Source organism: Microtetraspora sp. NBRC 13810 (genome assembly GCF_030268685.1).
Lineage (GTDB): Bacteria > Actinomycetota > Actinomycetes > Streptosporangiales > Streptosporangiaceae > BSRQ01.
Genome location: NZ_BSRQ01000022.1, coordinates 145,978 through 162,761, shown reverse-complemented (window position 1 = coordinate 162,761; position 16,784 = coordinate 145,978). Strand labels below are relative to the sequence as shown.

17 protein-coding genes are annotated in these 16,784 nt (G+C 74.0%); 3 read left to right on the top strand and 14 right to left on the bottom strand.

The genetic code is table 11. From position 1 onward, the window contains the following. The 7 genes from QSK26_RS33925 to QSK26_RS33890 all read right to left on the bottom strand — a co-directional run. Positions 1–275 (bottom strand): glycosyltransferase (locus QSK26_RS33925; protein WP_285779406.1); only part of this gene is annotated, 275 nt, incomplete at its 3' end. Beyond that, the gene (locus tag QSK26_RS33920; RefSeq protein WP_285779405.1) at positions 272–1,303 is read right to left on the bottom strand and encodes a glycosyltransferase family 9 protein; all 1,032 of its coding nucleotides are present in this window, start codon (positions 1,301–1,303) and stop codon (positions 272–274) included. The genes QSK26_RS33925 and QSK26_RS33920, both read right to left, overlap by 4 nt. A 70-nt stretch (positions 1,304–1,373) precedes the next feature. After that, the gene (locus QSK26_RS33915; protein WP_285779404.1) at positions 1,374–3,014 is read right to left on the bottom strand and encodes a carbamoyltransferase family protein; all 1,641 of its coding nucleotides are present in this window, start codon (positions 3,012–3,014) and stop codon (positions 1,374–1,376) included. Positions 3,015–3,180: 166 nt separating this feature from the next. After that, the gene (locus QSK26_RS41995; protein WP_352244448.1) at positions 3,181–4,173 is read right to left on the bottom strand and encodes a nitroreductase/quinone reductase family protein; all 993 of its coding nucleotides are present in this window, start codon (positions 4,171–4,173) and stop codon (positions 3,181–3,183) included. A 104-nt stretch (positions 4,174–4,277) separates the two neighbouring features. Beyond that, on the bottom strand, positions 4,278–5,054 hold the full coding sequence (locus QSK26_RS33900; protein WP_285779403.1) for an ABC transporter permease: 777 nt from the start codon (positions 5,052–5,054) through the stop codon (positions 4,278–4,280). After that, positions 5,051–6,004, bottom strand: coding sequence for an ABC transporter permease (locus QSK26_RS33895; protein WP_285779402.1), 954 nt, complete (start codon positions 6,002–6,004; stop codon positions 5,051–5,053). The genes QSK26_RS33900 and QSK26_RS33895 overlap by 4 nt, the downstream gene beginning before the upstream one ends. 28 nt (positions 6,005–6,032) lie before the next feature. Beyond that, positions 6,033–7,640 carry an ABC transporter substrate-binding protein gene (locus tag QSK26_RS33890; RefSeq protein WP_285779401.1) on the bottom strand — a complete coding sequence of 536 codons (1,608 nt, stop codon included), beginning with the start codon at positions 7,638–7,640 and terminating at the stop codon, positions 6,033–6,035. 312 nt (positions 7,641–7,952) lie between these two features. Between QSK26_RS33890 and QSK26_RS33885 the strand changes: the two genes are divergently transcribed. Next, a complete protein-coding gene (locus QSK26_RS33885; RefSeq protein WP_285779400.1) occupies positions 7,953–8,633 on the top strand; it encodes a hypothetical protein in 681 nt (226 codons plus the stop codon). Positions 8,634–8,868: 235 nt separating this feature from the next. Beyond that, the gene (locus tag QSK26_RS33880; RefSeq protein ID WP_285779399.1) at positions 8,869–9,360 is read left to right on the top strand and encodes a S26 family signal peptidase; all 492 of its coding nucleotides are present in this window, start codon (positions 8,869–8,871) and stop codon (positions 9,358–9,360) included. On the opposite strand, the gene QSK26_RS33875 is transcribed toward QSK26_RS33880, so the two are convergent. The 7 genes from QSK26_RS33875 to QSK26_RS33845 form a co-directional block, all read right to left on the bottom strand. Continuing rightward, on the bottom strand, positions 9,321–11,177 hold the full coding sequence (locus tag QSK26_RS33875) for an ABC transporter ATP-binding protein (protein ID WP_285779398.1): 1,857 nt from the start codon (positions 11,175–11,177) through the stop codon (positions 9,321–9,323). The two genes, QSK26_RS33880 and QSK26_RS33875, sit on opposite strands and share 40 nt — an antisense overlap. Further along, positions 11,174–11,701: a TlpA family protein disulfide reductase gene (locus QSK26_RS33870; protein ID WP_285779397.1), complete on the bottom strand. Its 528-nt coding sequence runs from the start codon at positions 11,699–11,701 to the stop codon at positions 11,174–11,176. The genes QSK26_RS33875 and QSK26_RS33870 overlap by 4 nt, the downstream gene beginning before the upstream one ends. Positions 11,702–11,711: 10 nt before the next feature. Next, complete coding sequence (locus QSK26_RS33865; RefSeq protein WP_285779396.1) at positions 11,712–12,260, bottom strand: MauE/DoxX family redox-associated membrane protein; 549 nt, start codon at positions 12,258–12,260, stop codon at positions 11,712–11,714. Between the two features lie 24 nt (positions 12,261–12,284). Further along, positions 12,285–12,452: a hypothetical protein gene (locus QSK26_RS33860; RefSeq protein ID WP_285779395.1), complete on the bottom strand. Its 168-nt coding sequence runs from the start codon at positions 12,450–12,452 to the stop codon at positions 12,285–12,287. Between the two features lie 398 nt (positions 12,453–12,850). Then, a complete protein-coding gene (locus QSK26_RS33855) occupies positions 12,851–13,684 on the bottom strand; it encodes an ion transporter (RefSeq protein ID WP_285779394.1) in 834 nt (277 codons plus the stop codon). A 193-nt stretch (positions 13,685–13,877) separates the two neighbouring features. After that, entirely contained in the window at positions 13,878–14,723 is an 846-nt protein-coding gene (locus QSK26_RS33850) for a helix-turn-helix transcriptional regulator (protein WP_285779393.1), read from the bottom strand. A gap of 59 nt (positions 14,724–14,782) precedes the next feature. Next, positions 14,783–14,971 (bottom strand): hypothetical protein, encoded by a 189-nt coding sequence (locus tag QSK26_RS33845; RefSeq protein WP_285779392.1) that lies wholly within the window; start codon positions 14,969–14,971, stop codon positions 14,783–14,785. Between the two features lie 84 nt (positions 14,972–15,055). On the opposite strand from QSK26_RS33845, the gene QSK26_RS33840 reads away from it, so the two are divergent. Continuing rightward, the gene (locus QSK26_RS33840) at positions 15,056–16,693 is read left to right on the top strand and encodes a helix-turn-helix transcriptional regulator (protein ID WP_285779391.1); all 1,638 of its coding nucleotides are present in this window, start codon (positions 15,056–15,058) and stop codon (positions 16,691–16,693) included. Positions 16,694–16,784: the final 91 nt, after the last annotated feature.

Below are 16,784 nucleotides of genomic sequence, written 5' to 3'. Positions count from 1 at the left end.
AGGTGTTCGCCGAAGGCCGGCATGTAGGGCAGCAGGTCGTCCTTGGGCAGCGGGACCGGGGGGCCGGCGGGTACGTGTTCGACGGTCACCCCGGGGGCCATCGGCACGGTGTCCGGGGTGTCCGCGGTGTCCCGGCGGGTGTGTACGACGACTTCGTGGCCGCGTTCGGCGAGGGCCAGGGCGAGGGCGGCGACGTGCACGTTCTGGCCGCCCGCGTCCACGCCGCCGACGGCCGCCAGCGGGCCGGCGTGCTCGGACACCATGTCGATCCTCACCCGGCCACCTCCTCTCCGGTGGCCAGCAGGCGTACCGCGGCCACGACCTGGGCGCTCGTCACGCCGGAAAGGCACGGATGGCCGGGGACCGGGCACACCCGGGCGCGGGAGCCGGCGCACGCCGCGCGCTGGTCGCCGAGGACCACGGCGGGCACGCCGTGCGGCGCCCAGCGGGCGGCCGGCACCACCGGCGCGAACAGGCTGACCACGGGCGTGCCGACGGCCGCGGCCAGATGGGCCGGTCCGGTGTTGCCGACCACCACGGCGACGGCGCCGTCGAGCACCGCCGCCAGCTCGGCGAACGTGGTCGCCCCGCCCAGGTCCACCCCGTGCTCTCCGGCCACGTACCCGGTGAGGGCGCGCTCGCCCGGCCCCCCGGTCACCACCACCCGGAACCCGGCCGCGCGCAGGTCCCGCACCGTGTCGCGGAACCGGTCGGCCGACCACGCCCGGGCCGGCGCGGAGGTCCCCGGGTGCACCGCCACGTACCCCGGCGGCCCGGTCAGCGGCCCGGCCTCGGGCAGCGGCCGGCGTACCGCGAGCCGGAGATCGTCGCCGGGCGGCTGCGGGAATCCCGCTGCGGCGGCCAGACCCAGCATGCGCGCGGACTCGGGGACGTCCGCTGACTCGTCGACGACATGCCGGAGGTCGAGCAGGGACCCGGGGTAGTCGGCGCTGATCGCGGCGATCCTCTCGATGCCGGCGAGGCGGAACAGCAACGCCAGCGGCAGCGCCGACTGATGGAAGGAGGTGAGGATCAGCGCCTGCTCCGGCGCCACGTCGTGCAGCAGTTTGACCAGGTCGTCGGCGTGTCCGGCGGTCATGGGCGGCGGGTCGGGGTCGATCCACGGCGCACGCCACTCCAGCACCCGGTCCACGCCGGGCAGCAGCCCGGCCGCGGCCCGGCCGTGCGGTCCGGCCAGCAGCACGACCTCGCCGGCCCGCGCCGCCACCGCCCTGATCGCCGGACCGGCGAGCAGCACGTCCCCCGCGTTGTCCGGTCGCGCCACCAGGACGGTCCCGGTCACGGCAGCTTCCCCGGCTCGCCGCTGAGCCGCCACCCGACCGGCGAGGGCGCCTCCACCCAGATCACCGCGTTCATGAGACGAACACCTCCCCGCGCCGGATCAGGAACGGCCCGAGCACCAGGACGTCCACCGGCGCCGAGCCGAAGCACTCCAGCGCGTCGCGAGGGTCGTCCACCATCGGCCGGCCGGCGGTGTTCAAACTGGTGTTGACGATGACCGGCAGCCCGGTGCGCGCCTCGAACTCCGTCAGCAGCCTGGCGAGAAGCGGATCGCCGGCCCGGTCCACCGTCTGGATCCTGGCCGTGCCGTCCACGTGCACCACGGCGGGGATGCGGTCCCGCCACTCCGGCCGCACGTCGTGCACGAACAGCATGTAAGGGCTCAGCGCGGGACCGCGTTCGAAGATCTCCGCCGCGCGTTCCGCGAGGACCATCGGGGCGATCGGCCGAAACTGCTCACGGCCCTTGACCGCGTTCAGGCGCTCGGTGTTCGCGGCCCGGCCGGGGTGAGCCAGCAGGGAGCGGCGGCCGAGGGCGCGCGGGCCGTACTCACTGCGTCCCTGGAACCAGGCCACGATCCGGTCGGCCGCCAGTTCGGCGGCGACGGCTCCGGCGAGGTCGGCGGGCCGCCCGTGCGGCACACCCGCCGTGGCCAGCCAGGCGGCCAGCTCCTCCTCGCTCCACTCCCGGCCGAGGTCGGCGCCGGGCATGGGGGCGACCCGGTCGCCGTGGGTCTGGGCCAGGTGCAGCGCGCCGCCGAGCGCCGTGCCGGAGTCCCCGGCGGCCGGCTGCACCCACAGCTCGGCGAAGGGCCCCTCCGCCAGCAGCCGGGTGTTGGCGACGCAGTTGAGCGCCACCCCGCCGGCCAGGGTCAGCACCCGTTCCCCGGTCCGCCCGTGCAGCCATCCGGCCAGCTCCAGCAGCACCTCCTCCAGGCGTACCTGGACGCTGGCCGCGAGGTCGGCGTGGTCGGCGGTCGCCTCCGCGCCCGTGGCGAGCGCCTTGGCGTAGCCGCTCCAGTCCACGGGTTCGACCCGGAATCCGCCGTCGCCGGTGGGGTAGATCAGCTCGCGCAGCTCGGGGAGGAAACGCGGGCGGCCGTAGGAGGCGAGGGCCATCACCTTGTACTCGTCGCTGGATCGCAGGAACCCCAGGTGCTGGGTGAGGTCCTCGTACATCAGGCCGAGTGAGTGCGGCAGCGTCTGGGCGGCCAGCGTGGTCAGCTCACCGGCGCGGTAGTGCCCGGCCAGGTGCGACACCGCCTCGCCGCGCCCGTCGCAGACCAGCACCGCCGCGTCCCGGTACGGCGAGGCCAGCCCGGCCGACGCCGCGTGCGCCACGTGATGCGGCACGTAACGCACCCGGTCGGGGTCGAGACCGGGCAGGGCGGTGGCGAGGAAGGCGGGCGCGCGCCGGGCGTAGAGGGTGCGCAGCTCCTCCCAGCACGCGTCCACGCCACTCACGTCGTCCCTGACCAGCGCGGGATCGTAGGAGTAGGCGACCGCGTCCAGATCTTCCGGCTTCAGTCCCGCCTGTTCCAGGCACCATCGCGCGGCCTGCTCCGGCAGCTCCCAGGCCGAGAACGCAAGGGGCCGCTTTCCGTGCTTGCGGCGGCTGAAACGCTCTTCCTCCGCCGCCGCCACGACCCGCCCGTCAACGACGAGCGCGGCCGCAGGATCATGGAAAATCGCGTTGATCCCCAGAAATTTCATTCTGAACTCCCCCCGCATGCCGGATATACCCGGCCACTACGGAGAGAAGCGCCTCAAAAGCACACCGTCGCTGATAACTCCTACCAGAACGGGAGAAAACGGAAAAATCTCACTGTCTGTAGTCGGCTGACAGTGTGGCGCCGGGCGGCGCGGGGCACGCATCCCCTCACCGCGCGTTCCCGTCGTCCGCCGGCTCCCCGGAGACTCCGGTGCCACTGCCGGCAGGTGTGCCGCCGTTGACCGGTTCGAGGACGAAGACCGGGATCTGGCGGTCGGTCCTGCGCTGGTAGTCGGCATAAGCCGGATACGCGTCCACCGCCCGGTGCCACCAGAGGGCCTTCTCGTCCCCGAACACCTCCCGCGCCCGGTACTCCCGGGTCACCGTGCCGTCCTGGAGCGCGATGCCCGGCTCGGCGACCAGGCCGGCGTACCACTGCGGGTTGGTCGGCTCGCCGCCCTTGGACGCGACGGCGGCGTAGTGCCCCTCGTGCTCGACGCGCATCAACGGCGTCTTGCGCACCTTGCCGGTCCTGGCGCCCCGGTAGGTCATCAGCACGGTGGGCAGGCCGCTGATCGTGACGCCGTCGGTCGTGCCGGTGCGCACGATCTGCTCGACGTGCTCGCGGACCCAGTCCAGCGCGCTCGGTTCGTAGTCACCGGTCGAGGTCAGGTCGTCGGCCTGCCCGGCCCGCCGCGGTTCCGCGACCGGGCCGTGCGGGTGGCGGGGACGCCTCGTGTCCACGTTGGCGCTCAGGGTCCTGAGGGTGCCGGGCAATGCCGCCACCGTATCGGCGGGCAGGCCGAGCACGGTCTCCTCCGCCAGGGCGCACCACAGCTGTTTGATCTGATCGACCAGAGCTTCGCCGCTGCCGGTGAGTTCGACGACGCTGGCGCGCCTGTCGGAGGGGACGGGTCTGCGGCGGATGTGGCCGCCGGCTTCGAGCTTGCGGGTCATCAGCGTGACGCTGGGCGGCTCGCAGCCGAGCGCCTCGCTGAGCTGGGCCTGGATCATCGGGCCGGTCCGGGCGAGTTCGAGCAGGAGGGCTTCCTGTCCGGGGTGCAGCCCGAGCGGGGTCAGCAGGGCCGCGGCCCTGGCCCGGTGGCGCAGGCTCAGGAGACGGATGGCCTGGTTGAGGGCGTCGGCTTGCTCGAAGTCCATGGGCACTCCTCGGCAGGTTAGTTATGTGGATAACATTATGCACATAACTAATTCCGTGCGACAACGCATGACCGTGAAGGTCGCCGTCGTCTGCGACAGCTCCGTCAGACACCCCTGAGGGCGTCGGCCATGAGGGCGATGGCGAGGCCGGTCACGGTCAGCGCGAGGGCGGGGGCGAGGGCGAGCTGCGGCGCGGCCACCAGCAGCGGGACCGCCTCGTTCACCATGCCACCCCAGTCCACATCCGGCGGAGGCGGCCCGACGCCGAGGAAGCTCAGCGACGTGGCGGCGGCGAGCATCCTGCCGGTGTCGCCTGAGGCCACCGTGAGCGCCGGGCCGATCACCTGGGGTGCGATGGCACGACGCAGCAGGTAGAACCCGGACGCGCCGATGCTCCGGGTGGCCTGCACGTAGTCGGCGGCGGCCGCCTGCCGTACCGCCGTGCGCACCGCGAGTGCGCAGCTCACCCAGCCGAGCGGGACCAGCGCGGCCAGCAAGGTGCCGTACCCCGCCCCCATCACGCCGGTGAGGGCCAGCGCGAGGGTGAGGCCGGGTACGGCGAGTGCCCCCATGGCCGCGAAGCCCAGCAACCGGTCCGGCCGGCCCCGCGCCAGGCCGGCGACCGCGCCCGCGGCCGAGCCGAGCACGGTGGTGACCGCCGTGACCGTCAGCGCGAACAGCAACGAGGCGCGGCCGGCGGCCGCCGTACGGGTGAGCAGGTCGCGGCCGGCCTGGTCGGTGCCCAGCCAGTGTTCCGCGCTCGGCGGCAGCAGGACCCGCGCCAGGTCGGGCCGGTACGGGTCGTGCGGCGACAGCAGCGGGGTGAGCAGGCAGAACAGCACGACCGCGGCGAACAGCGCCGCCCCGCCGCGTCTCGTCACGTTCCGCTCCCGCGTATCCGGGGGTCGGCCCAGGCCGCGCACACGTCGGCGAGGGTCAGGAGCAGTGCGGTCCCGGCGGCGGTGAGCAGCACGTACGCCTGTACGACCGGCAGGTCGCGCTGCCTGATCGCCGAGACGGCGTACTGTCCCAGTCCCGGCCAGGAGAACAGCGTCTCCACGACGACCGCCCCCGCCAACAGCTCGGCCGCCACCACCGAGGCGGTCGCGATGGCGGCCGGCGCGGCGGCGCGCAGCGCGTGCACGGCGACCACGCGCGCGGTGCTCACGCCTTTCGCCCGGGCCAGGACGACGAAGGGCTGCCGGGTCGCGGAGACCAGGTCCGCCCGCAGCAGCCGCAGCAGCGTCGCCGCGCCGGCCAGGCCGAGGGTGAACGCGGGCAGCACGACCGCGACCGGCGACCCGGCGCCGCCGGTCGGAAGCGTGCCCAGGCCCACCGCCACCACACTGATCAGCAGCACGCCCACGATGTACGGTGGCACGGCGCCCGCCGCCACGATGAGCGTCAGCGCGATCCGGCCGTCCAGGGCATGCGGCCGCAGGACCGTGCGCACCGCCACCACGACGGCCAGCGTGACGGCGATGACCGAGGCGAGGGCCGCCAGCCACAAGGTGGCCGGCACCCGGGAGACGATCTCCGCCGCGACCGGCGCGCGGTCGGCGTAGGAGTCGCCGAGGTCGCCGCGCAGCACGTCGCCGAGCCAGCGCAGGTAGCGCACGGGCAGCGGCGCGTCGAGGCCGAGTTCCGCGCGCAGCCGCGCCACGCTGCCCGGCGTGGGCTGCGTCCCGCCGCGGCGCAGGATCTCCTCGGCGGGGTCGCCGGGCGCCAGAACGGTGAGCAGGAAGGTGAACACCGACACGACCAGGAGTACGGCGAGCCCTCTCGCCGTCCGCGCGAGCGCCGGTGTGAGCGCGGACACGGCGGATGCCACGCGTCGCGGCCGTGCGGGCATCAGCGGGTCACCCGGCCGGTTCGAGCCTGCCGAGGTCCACCAGGTAGGAGGCGGTCTGGGTCAGACCGCGCACGCCGGCCCGGGTCACCACGGGGTTGGCCTGGTAGGCCAGCGGGGTCATCGGCCGGTCGGCGGCGAGCAGCCGCTGCGCCTCGTGGTAGAGCTCGCGGCGGCGCGCCGCGTCGCCGGTGGCGGCGGCCCGGTCGATCAGCCCGTCGAACGTGGTGTCGCGGTAGCCGAGGCGGCGTTCGACGTTCCAGGCGGCGTCGGAGCGCAGGAAGCGGCGGAACAGGTAGTCGGGGTCGCCGTTGGGCACGCTGTAGGCGCTGAGGAACACGTCGTACCTGCCGGCCTCCATGGCGGTCTTGGTGGCCTCGGTCACCTCGACCCGGGCGGGCAGCCCGGCGTCCTCGAAGGCCGCCCGGAGCACCTCGGCGATGTCGGTGTAGGGGAACTGGCCGGTCTCCGCCGAGGAGATCAGGATGGTCACCGGCTCGGCCGGGGCGCCCGCCGCGGCGACCAGCTCGCGGGCCCGGGCCGGGTCGTGCCGGGCGGTGATGCCGGGGGCCGCCAGGTCGCCGAAGGCGGGGGAGAGGAAGGCGCCTCCCGGCGCGGCCGTGCCGGCGAGCAGCGTCCTGGCGATGCCCGCCCGGTCGATCGCCAGGTCGGCCGCCTCACGCAGCCGGGGATCGGAGAACGGCGGCCGGGAGGAGTTGAACGTCAGGTAGTGAGTCAGCGCCGACGGCGTCTGGACGACCCGGTAGCGAGGGTCGGCCGCCACCGCGGTGACCTGGCCGGGAAGCAGGGCGCCCTTGTCGAACAGGCCGTCCACCTCGCCCGCCCGCAGCGCGGCGACCCGCGCGTTGGCGTCCGGGATCGTGCGGACCTCCACCGTCGCGTACGCGGGCCTCGGCCCGCGGTATCTCGGGTTGGCCCGCAGTTCCAGGCGCTGCCCCTTGGTCCAGGAGGCCAGCGTGTACGGGCCGGTGCCGACCGGGTCGCCGGCGAAGTCGCCGCCCGTCGTGAAGGCGGAGGGTGCCTGGATCATGCTGAAGAAGCCCGCCAGCTTGGCGGGAAGGTCGGCGACCGGCTCGGCGAGGGTGAAGACCACCGCGTTCTCCTCGGCGTCCAGCCGGGTCAGCTCGCCGTACGCGGCCTCCATGCCCTCGTCCAGGCTGAAGTACGCCGACTGGCGGGGCGCGATCGCGCGCAGCCGCTGGATGCTGGTCACGGCCGCCTGCGCGGTCAGCGGGCTGCCGTCGCTGAACACGACGTCCTCGCGCAGCCTGAAGGTCCACTTCCTGCCCTGTTCCGCGGACGTCCAGCCGGTGGCCAGTGCGGGCACGGGGCGCAGGCGCTCGTCGAGCGCCACCAGCGGCTCCCACACGCCCAGCGACTGATGGACGAAGTACGGATCTCGCGGTCCGGCGGCGAGGTCGCGGGGCGCCGCCAGCGTCAGCCGCGCAGTCGGCGAGCCGCCTGTTCCCGCGCCGTCTGCGCAGGCCGCGACGGAGGCCGTCAGCACCGTCAGCGCGGTCGCGGCGGCGAGTCTGGTGAGCACTTCCCTCCGGCCGTAGGTGTGCCGCATGACCATGAATCGGGAGGACGACGTCATAGTGAAAAGGATACCCATTTTCGACATTGCGGTCGATCGGCCAGTCGTCCTGGCCCGATGCCGGGCGACCGGCCTGCCAGAACCGTCGAGCGCGGCGAAGGCGCGGGAGGCGTTCTCGTGGGCGTTGACTCCGCGGTGAGATCAGGCTGATAATCCGGGCGAGCGTCTCTGGCGTCACAGGGACGCTCGTGACCGGACGGACTGTCAGCAGGCGTGGTCGGCGCACGCTTCCCGAAGCGAAGGGCCGATCGATCGTGCGCTCGTCCGGTTCCGGCCCTTCATGTGACCCCGAGCCGCAATGAAGGGAAACCGATGTCGCGAAAGACCCGCACCCCCGTCCGCGTGGCGCCCCGCCCGCTCGACGACGGCCGTCACCGCAGGCGGTTCAGGCTCTGGCTCGCCGCCGCCGTCGTGCTGGCGTTCGGCGCCGGGGTCCCGGCCGGAATGGCGATCGCCGGCCCGGGGACGAGCGGCGAGGACGCGGCGGTGGCGGAGATGCGTGAGCAGGAGGCGCGCCGCGACGCCGCTCAGATCACCGAGCTGACCACCATGGCGCGCGCCACCCAGGAGGCGCTCGGCCCCGTCGTCGACGGCTTGGCGGCGGCGGCACCCGAGGGCGGGGCCGGCGCGCCGGAGGTCCCACAGGCGCGGCTTTCCGAATGGCGGACCGTTATGACGGGCGAGGTGAAGAAGTACGAGGAGACCGTCTCCGGGGCGACGGGGACGAACCTCGCCCGCAACGCCCTGCGAAGCTCCGTCAACATGCTGTCTGTCGCCCTGGACACCTATGTCATGGCCGCGGACCTGCCGGAGGACCGCCGGGCGTCCGCACTCGGCATCGTGACGCGGCAACGGTCGCTGGCCGTCGCCACCTGGTCGGTCGCCGCCACCCAGCTCGACCAGCTCAACATCGACGCCGGAAACGGCCACCAGCACGTCGACCTCACCGGCGCGCCGATGAACGACGGATTCCCCGAGGGCCACACGGAGTGACGCGGTAGCTTCGCAGGAACCGGCAAGGCAGCGCGGCGTCGCCGGTCCGGCGGGGTCGCGCAGGCCGCCGGCGGCGCCCACCGGCCAGGCAGGGCGGCGTCGCCGGTCCGGCGGAGCCGCGCAGGCCGCCGGCGGCGCCCACCGGCCGGGCGGGTGGGATGGCCGCCGGCGGCTCCCGCGCGGCCGGCGTCGAGCACGCCGCCCGGTGCCCGGACGGCGGGGCTAGGCTGAGATCGTGTGGTATCTGGTGATCTTGCCGGCGGTGGTCGTCTGTGTGCTCGTGGCCGCCCGGCGCCGGTGGGTGGTGGTCCGGGTGACCGGTCCGAGCATGGCGCCGACCTACCGTCCGGGGGATCGGGTGCTGATCCGCCGCGTGGCCGGTTCGAAACTCCGGCGGGGACAAGTGGTGGTCTTCGAGTCGGCGCGGGAGGGCCGGTGGCGCACCGGGCCGCTGCCCGCTCCGGAGGGCGCGAAGTGGCTCATCAAGCGGGTGGCCGCGCTCCCCGGTGACCCGGTGCCGCCGGACGTCGCACGCGTCGTGCACGCCTTCGACGGCGCGCTGGTCCCCGAGGGACGGCTGGTCGTCGTCGGTGACGGTGAGCTGAGCGCCGACTCGCGGCACTGGGGTTACCTGCCGGCCGACCGGGTGCTGGGCGTGGTCGTGCGCGGGCTTTCCCCCGCGCGGACTCAAAGCGGCGAGGCGGCGGCCTCCGAGGCGGGTTCGTAGCCGCGGGCCTGGAGGTTGAACAGGCGTGCGTACTCCCCGTCCAGCGCCATGAGTTCGCCGTGCGAGCCGCGTTCGATGATCCTTCCCTCGCTCAGCACGACGATGACGTCCGCGTCCCGCAGGGCTCCCAGGCGGTGGGAGATCAGGACGCTGGTACGACCTGTCCGGTGTTCGCGCAGTCCCAGGTGGACGGCGTGCTCGGCCTCCGCGTCCAGGCCGGAGCTCGGTTCGTCGAGGATGAGCAGGTCCCGGTGGTGCCGCATCAGCGCGCGCGCCAGCGCGAGCCGCTGCCACTGCCCGCCCGACAGCGTCACTCCCGCCTGCTCGTCGTCGTCGCCGAGGAAGATCCGGCTGAGCATGGTGTCGTAGCCCTTGGGCAGGCCGCCGAGCGTGTCGTGGATCCCGGCGCGGCGGGCGGCGGCCCGGACCGGCTCCGGATCGGCGCCCGCGGCCAGGTCGCCCAGCCTGATGTTCTCGGCGGCGGTGAGGTCGTAGGACATGTAGTCCTGGAACACCGCGCCGAGCCGTGCGCGCAGGTCGTCCGGGTGCACGTCGCGCAGGTCCACGCCGTCCCAGTGGATGGAGCCGCGGACCGGGTCGTACAGCCGGCACAGCAGTTTGACCAGGGTGCTCTTGCCGGCCCCGTTGAGGCCGACCAGGGCGACGGCCCGGCCGTGCGGGATGAAGAGGTCCACGCCGCGCAGGACCCAGGGGTGCTCGTCGTCGTAGCGGAACCACACGTCGCGCAACTCGATGCCGGTTCGCAGCGGCGGCAGCGCGGCGGGCTGCGCGGGCACCGGGAGACCCGGCTCAGCCTGGACGACGCTGAGATAGTGCCCGAACATCAGCAGGGCGTTGTGCGCGCTCGCCCACTGGCCGACGATCGCGGTGAGGGCCGTCTGCACTCCTGCGACGGCGGCGACGAAGACCGAGACGTCTCCCACGCTGAGACCGCCCGCCGCGGCGGTCAGCACGGCCCACAGCAGGCCGCCGGCCGCGACGGCGGCGCCCAGCAGGGACAGCAGGCCCTGGCTGCGCAACGTCCGCCGGTCCAGATCTCGTTCGGCCCCGTTGACGGTGGCGAGTTCGGTGAGCATCCTGGCGCGCAGGAAGTCGCCCAGCCCGAACAGCCGCACCTCCTTGGCCGCGTCCGGGCTGGTGAGCAAGGTGCCGAAGAAGAGCTGGCGGCGTGTGTTGGAGCTGATGCCCCACATGGTCTCGGCCCTGCGGCGGCTCAGCGCGAGCTGGACCCGGGCCGCCGGCAGCGCGGCGGCGATGACGACGACGACCATGACCGGGCTGAGGACGGTCAGCGTGACGGCGAATCCGAGCAAGGTCAGGACGCCCTGGCAGATCGCCAGGGACGAGCCCACGATCTGCTGAGGGGCGCTCTGGCCGGCCTCATGGGCCAGTCGCAGTTCGTCGTGGAAGGCGGGGTTCTCGAAGCGGCCGAGCCCGGGGTCGGCGTTGACGGCCCGGAACAGCTGGTCGTGGATCAACCGCTGCAGTCCTCGATGCAACTGCCCCGTGAGGTACTCCGCCACGTGCGGCACGACGACCAGCGCCAGGCCCGCCACGCCGAGCGCGATCGCGAGCAGCACCAGCGGGCCGCCCCCGCCGCCCGCCAGCCGGTCGAGCACCAGCTTGGTCAGCCACGCGGTCACCACCGGTGCCGTCCCCAGGAGCAGCACCGTCGCGAGCGACCCCGCGACCGCGGCCGGCTGCGCCCGCCAGGCCAGCTCGGCCGCCGCCCGCCCGCGGCGGAACAGGGAACCCGCTCCGGTGTTCCTGCCGGCGGGGGCCTGCGGCTCCGTCACGTGCTCGCCGCCAGCGGCAGGTCGTCCGGCGTGAGCGCCGCGGCGTTGATCACAGCGCCGTCGACGAGGTAGAAGGTGGGGAAGAACGACACCTGGAACGCCTTGCCGAGCGGGCCGTCAGGCGGTTCGACGACCAGGGGCGCGACCGGGGTCAGGGCCGCGGTGAACGCGCCGGCGTCCCCCTGGTCGTCCACGACCACCGCGAGCGCGCGCCCGGGCCCCAGCGACCGGGCCCGGGTGGTGAACTCGGGCAGCCGTTCGAGACATGCCGTGCAGGAGGTGGAGAACACGCCGACCAGGGTCGGTCCGGTGAAGAAGTCCCGCGACACCGTCGTGCCGTCGGTCGCGGTGGCGGTGAGCTCGGGCAGCGGGGTGCCGGCGGCCACCAGGGGAGGCCGGGCCGGGTGGTCGGAGCTGAGCCGGGCCGGCTGCTCGCGGAGGCGGCGGATCACCGCCAGGGTCAGGAGCAGGTTGACGGCGCCCAGAAGTCCGACGAAGACCACGGCGGCGACGAGATACGGCATCGGGATCCCTTCACAGGCCGGCACGCCCGGAGGCCGGCGGCCCGGCAAACAGGTCGGCCAGGTCGTCGAAGTAGACGACGGCCAGAGTGAGCACACCGGCACAGGCCAGCCCGACGGCGACGCCCCCGGGATGCGCCGTGCCCGGCGTGGTGAGCAGCAGCGCCGTGCCGCCCGCCGCCGTCACCGCGAGCAGGACCGCGTTGCGGACCAGGTGCCTGCCGCTCAGCGGGGTGGCCGTGGCGCCGAAGCAGCGGCAGGGCGTCCGGGTGCCGGAGCGTACGGCCCGCGCGATTCCCGCGCAGAACGCCACCAGGACGGCGCCGGCCAGCACGAAGCCGGCCGGCGCGGTCCACCGGATCGTCAGCAGCACGACGACCGACGCCTCAGCCAGCACCACCGCGGTGCTCACCGGCGTTGCCGCGCCCGCCCGAAGCGGGACCATGTCGAGCACGGAGGCACGGAAGGCGTGGAAGGCGTCCCTGCTGCGCACCTTGCTGAGCAGCGCCACCAGGAAGACGGCGGCCAGTGCGCATCGGCAGGCCAGAGCCGCGTACTGCATGGTGATCGGCCGGCGACGGCTCGGTCAGCGCCAGGGGGTGCAGCCGGTGCGGCCGGCGGCGATGCAGCACTGCCGCCACTGCGTGTAGCCGACGTACTTCGTCTCGGTCCAGCAGGTCTCGGCGGCGGCGGAGGTCGTGGGCAGCAGCTTGTCGAGCAGGCGGTCGCCCAGCTTGCCAAGTGAACGGATCATGGAATCTCCTCTGTCGAGGCCATACGGCGTCTGGTGACACCGACTGGTCGGCGGACGATGGGTGCCTCGTCCCGCGTGGTCATGCCGCCGGGCTTGGTGATCACCGTCGGCGTCTGCAACGTATGGGTACTCAAAACGTTTTTACAGAAGCATGATCGCCATTTTGGGTGGTTCTGTTTTGGTAATTTCGGATCTTGACAAAATCCCGATTCGGCATGATCATCGTCAACCCGTCTCGTGTGAGGACGCAGGGCCGGTGGCTGGGCCGGAGTGGTGGCGCGGGCCGGATCGAGCCGGCACCGGGATCGTGACGCCGGGGCGTGCGGTGTGCTAGACAGGAGCCGGTCTTCCTGGGCGGCAGGCGAGGTTCCCGGGTCGGCCGATCTTCCGCGGGCCGGTCACCGGGAGCGGCGGTTGCCGTTCTTGCGGGGCGTCTTGACGGGCTGGGGCGCGTGGGGGACGTTCTGTATCGCGTCGATCCTGGCGTGCAGGCGGGCGAGCTCCTTCAGGACGGCGGCGAGCTGGTCCTCGGTCCGCTGCTCCTCCGCCGAGGTGTTCTGGTCGTCCATGGCGTTGACGACCACGGCGATGAACAGGTTGAGCACCACGTAGGAGGCCATCAGAATGTAGCCGACGAAGAAGATCCACGCCCACGGCTTCGCGTCCATCACCTTCTGGGCGATGTCCGGCCACGCCTCGCCGGTCATGACCTGGAACAGGGTGAACAGCGACGTGGGCAGCTCGCCGAAATGCTCGGGGGCGATCCCGCCGAACAACTGGGTCGCCAGGACCGCCGAGACGTACATGACCAGGATCAGCAGCCCGATGATCGCCCCCATCCCGGGCATGGCCGCGAACAGCGCCCCGACGACCTTGCGCATGCTGGGGACCGCCGCGACCAGACGCAGCGCCCGCAGGATCCGCAGCGCCCGGAGCACCGACGCCGGGCCGGAGGCCGGGATCAGCGCGATGGCCACGATGGTCGTGTCGAACCAGTTCCACGGGTCCCGGAAGAATCCGCCCCGGTAGGCGTACAGCCGGGCGGCGAGCTCGGCGGTGAAGACCGCCAGCGCGACCCGGTCGACGACGTGCAGGAAGCCGCCGATCCGGTCCGTCAGGTAGGACGAGGTCTCACAGCCGATCGTGATCGCGTTGACGATGATGACGGCGACGACGGCCCGCTGGACGAGCGGGGTCTCAAGGAAGGAACGTACGCGCTCTCGCCCTGGCAAGGGTCAGCTCCTGGAGGGAAGGGAGTCAAATGCCGATCATCGTAGGGCTACGCGTGAATCGCCCGATGCGGCAGCCACTGCGCCGGGCCGGCTGGGCTCGGCCGCTTCGCCGGTGAGTCCGAGACGAACGGGCGATCCTCCCGCCCGCGGCGGGCGCGCGCTCCGGCCGGGGCGGGTCTGCGATGATCATGGGTCAGGCGCGGTGGGGCTGGACGGGCGTCGCGACGGCGGGCGGGGACGGGACGCCGGGGGAGCCCTCCGCGGGGGACAGCGCGAGCCGGTGCAACTCGGCCCGGGAGGTGACGCCCAGCTTGGCGAACGCCTTGTAGAGGTGGTTGCCCACGGTCCGGCGGCTCAGGGCGAGCTGGGCGGCGATGTCCCTGTTGGTGGCTCCCTCCGCCGCCAGCCGTACCACTCTGAGCTCCTGCGGTGTCAGGCCGCGAGGCCCGGTGGGCCGCGTCGCCGGGGCGTCCTGTTCCCCGGGGGCGGGCAGGCCGCCACCGGCCCGTAACTCCGCGAGGGCCCGGCCCGCCCACGGGGCGGCGCCGACTTCCTCGAAGCCGGTCAGGGCACTGGCCAGCAGACGCAGGGCGCGGGCGCGCCGGCCCTTGCGGCGCAGCCACTCGCCGTAAAGCAGCCGGGTGCGGGCCAGTTCGAAGGGCTGGGCGGCGATCTCCTGCACCTGCAACGCGCGCCGGTAGTGCGCACACGCCACTATGCCCTCGCTGAGCAACGCGCGGATCCGCAGCGCGAGCGCGATCGGGCCCGGCCGGCCGGTGACCGCCGCCCAGTGCTCGAACCTCGTGACCCGATCCCCGATCTCGGCGCGCCTGCCCGCGTGGACGGCGGCCTCCACCAGGTCGGGGGTCGAGCGGATCGCCGCCATGGTGGACAGCGGGCCCTCGCCGAACCGGCGCAGCGCGAGGGCGGGACGGCCGTGCCCGAGATCGAGCAGGGCCAGCGCCCACGGTCCGAGGCCGGGGCCGGGGAAGCGGGCGGCGCCTCCCGCGGTCTCTCCGGTCCTGCCGATGGCGTGCACGAGGCGGTGGCACTCGTCGTCGGCGCCCCGGGCCGCGGCGAGCCAGGCGAGGAGGCCGGTCAGCCGCGTCGCTGCCCGGCCACCCGCTGCCCCGGCTCGACGCCGGATCGTGCGCGGCCGTCCTCGCCGAGCGCCACCCCGACATGGTCCGGCACGTCCGCGAACGGCTCGTCGCCTTTGCCGGGGGAAACCCGGGGGCGATGCTCGCCTGCGCCCGCACGCTCACCGAGGAACAGCGCTTCGGGCATCTGACTTCTCCGTGGGCACACCTGGAAGGTCTGCGCCACTCGGCGCGGGACGACACCGCCGGCCCAGGCGCGCTCCTCGGCGGCTTGCCGGAGCGCACGGTCACGCTCCTGGCCATGATCGCCGTCGAGGGCACCGGCGAACTCCGGGCCGTCGTCCCGGCCGCCGCCCGCCTCGGTGTCTCGCTCGACGACCTCGCTCCGGCGGAACGGGCGGAGGTCGTGCGCGTGGTGGAGGGCCGGCTGTTCGTCGAGCAGCCCCTCGTGCCCGCGCTGGCGTACGGCACGGCCTCGTACTCCCTGCGCGCGGAGATCCATCGGGCGCTGGCGGCGGAGGGGCACGGGGACGGCCCGTGGCATCGCGCCGCCGCGGCGCTCGGCCCCGACGAGGAGGTCGCCGCCGCCCTCGAAGAGGTCGCCGAGCGGGTCCAGAACGCCGCCGTACGCGCGGACGCCCTCTGTGCCGCCGCCGACCTCACCCCCGACGTGGACACCCGCGCCACCAGGCTGGCGGCCGCCGCCCGCTCGGCCGGGGAAGCCGGCCAGCCCCGGCGCGCCGCCATGCTCGCACCTGTCCCGCCGGATTCCGCAGCGGGGCCGGATGCGGTGGAGGAGGCGCTGTCGCCGGTGTGGCGGAGCCTGGCGGAAGGGGACGACGACGCCGCCCGGTCGGCGGTGCGGAGCGTGCTCACCCGGGTGCGCTCCCGGCAGGAGTACGGCGGGCTGCCCCGGGCGCTGGAGGCCGCCGCGGTCACGCTGGTCCACGCCGGGCGGTGGGAGGAGGCGGGCCGGGCGCTGTCCGAGGGGCTGGACCTCGCGGAGGAGATCGGGCAGGGGCGCCAGGCGGCCCGGCTCCGGGCCCGGCTCGCCTGGCTGGCCGCCGCGCGCGGCGACGAAGCCGGGTGCCGCACCCTCGCCGCGGCCGCCGCGGGGTACGCCGGGGCCCATGGAACGCCGGAGGTCGCGGCCCTCGCCCGCCGCGCACTCGGCCTGCTCCACCTGGGCGAAGGCAGGTACGGCGACGCGGCCCAAGCCCTGAAGCCGGGCGAAGGTGGGTACGGCGACGTGGTGCGCGCCCTGGAGCCGGGGGAGGAGGCCGAGACAGGGCCGGGGAGGTTCGTCCTGGGGGCGGAGGTGGGAGGGCCGGACCTGGTCGAGGCGGCGGTGCGGTGCGGCCGGGAGGACCTGGCCCGGTGGGCGCTGGACCGGATGGGCGGCCCGGGACGGGCGGAGCGGGCGGATCTGGCCAGGTGCCGGGGCCTGCTGGGGCAGGGGAGCGCGGCGGGCGAGGAGTACGCCGCGGCGCTGCGCGGGCACGAGCTTCTCGGCCGGCCGTACGACCGGGCGAGGAGCGCGCTGGTGTACGGGGAGTGGCTGCGCAGGGCGGCGCGCCGGGCCGAGGCGCGGGAACGGCTCACCACGGCATTGGAGATCTTCGAGACCCTGGGGGCCGTACCCTGGGCGCGCCGGGCCCGTCGGGAGCGGGACGCCACCTGCGGAGTGTGGACCGGCATGGTGGCCGGCCTGACCCGGCAGGAGGCCAGGGTGGCCGAGCTGGCCGCCGGGGGAGTGGCCAACCGCGAGATCGCGGAGCGGCTCAACGTGGGCCTGCGCACCGTGGAGTCCCACCTTTACCGGGCTTTCCAGAAGCTCGGCGTCTCCTCCAGGGAGGAGCTCGCGCGGCGGCTCCGGGAGGCCGGACACGGAGTCGACGGTCCGGAATGACTCAGCCGCGCGGCTCCGCACTCTGACACGGCCCCCGCGGCTGACAGATTCGGCCGCGCCCGCCGGGACCTAGTGTTCCGCTGGTCGCTCT

Coding starts and splice junctions, on each gene's coding strand:
- QSK26_RS33865 (WP_285779396.1), bottom strand. CDS start 12,260: ATGCAGTACGCGGCTCTGGCCTGCCGATGCGCACTGGCCGCCGTCTTC.
- QSK26_RS41995 (WP_352244448.1), bottom strand. CDS start 4,173: ATGGACTTCGAGCAAGCCGACGCCCTCAACCAGGCCATCCGTCTCCTG.
- QSK26_RS33845 (WP_285779392.1), bottom strand. CDS start 14,971: ATGCCCGAAGCGCTGTTCCTCGGTGAGCGTGCGGGCGCAGGCGAGCAT.
- QSK26_RS33860 (WP_285779395.1), bottom strand. CDS start 12,452: ATGATCCGTTCACTTGGCAAGCTGGGCGACCGCCTGCTCGACAAGCTG.
- QSK26_RS33890 (WP_285779401.1), bottom strand. CDS start 7,640: ATGACGTCGTCCTCCCGATTCATGGTCATGCGGCACACCTACGGCCGG.
- QSK26_RS33885 (WP_285779400.1), top strand. CDS start 7,953: ATGTCGCGAAAGACCCGCACCCCCGTCCGCGTGGCGCCCCGCCCGCTC.
- QSK26_RS33870 (WP_285779397.1), bottom strand. CDS start 11,701: ATGCCGTATCTCGTCGCCGCCGTGGTCTTCGTCGGACTTCTGGGCGCC.
- QSK26_RS33915 (WP_285779404.1), bottom strand. CDS start 3,014: ATGAAATTTCTGGGGATCAACGCGATTTTCCATGATCCTGCGGCCGCG.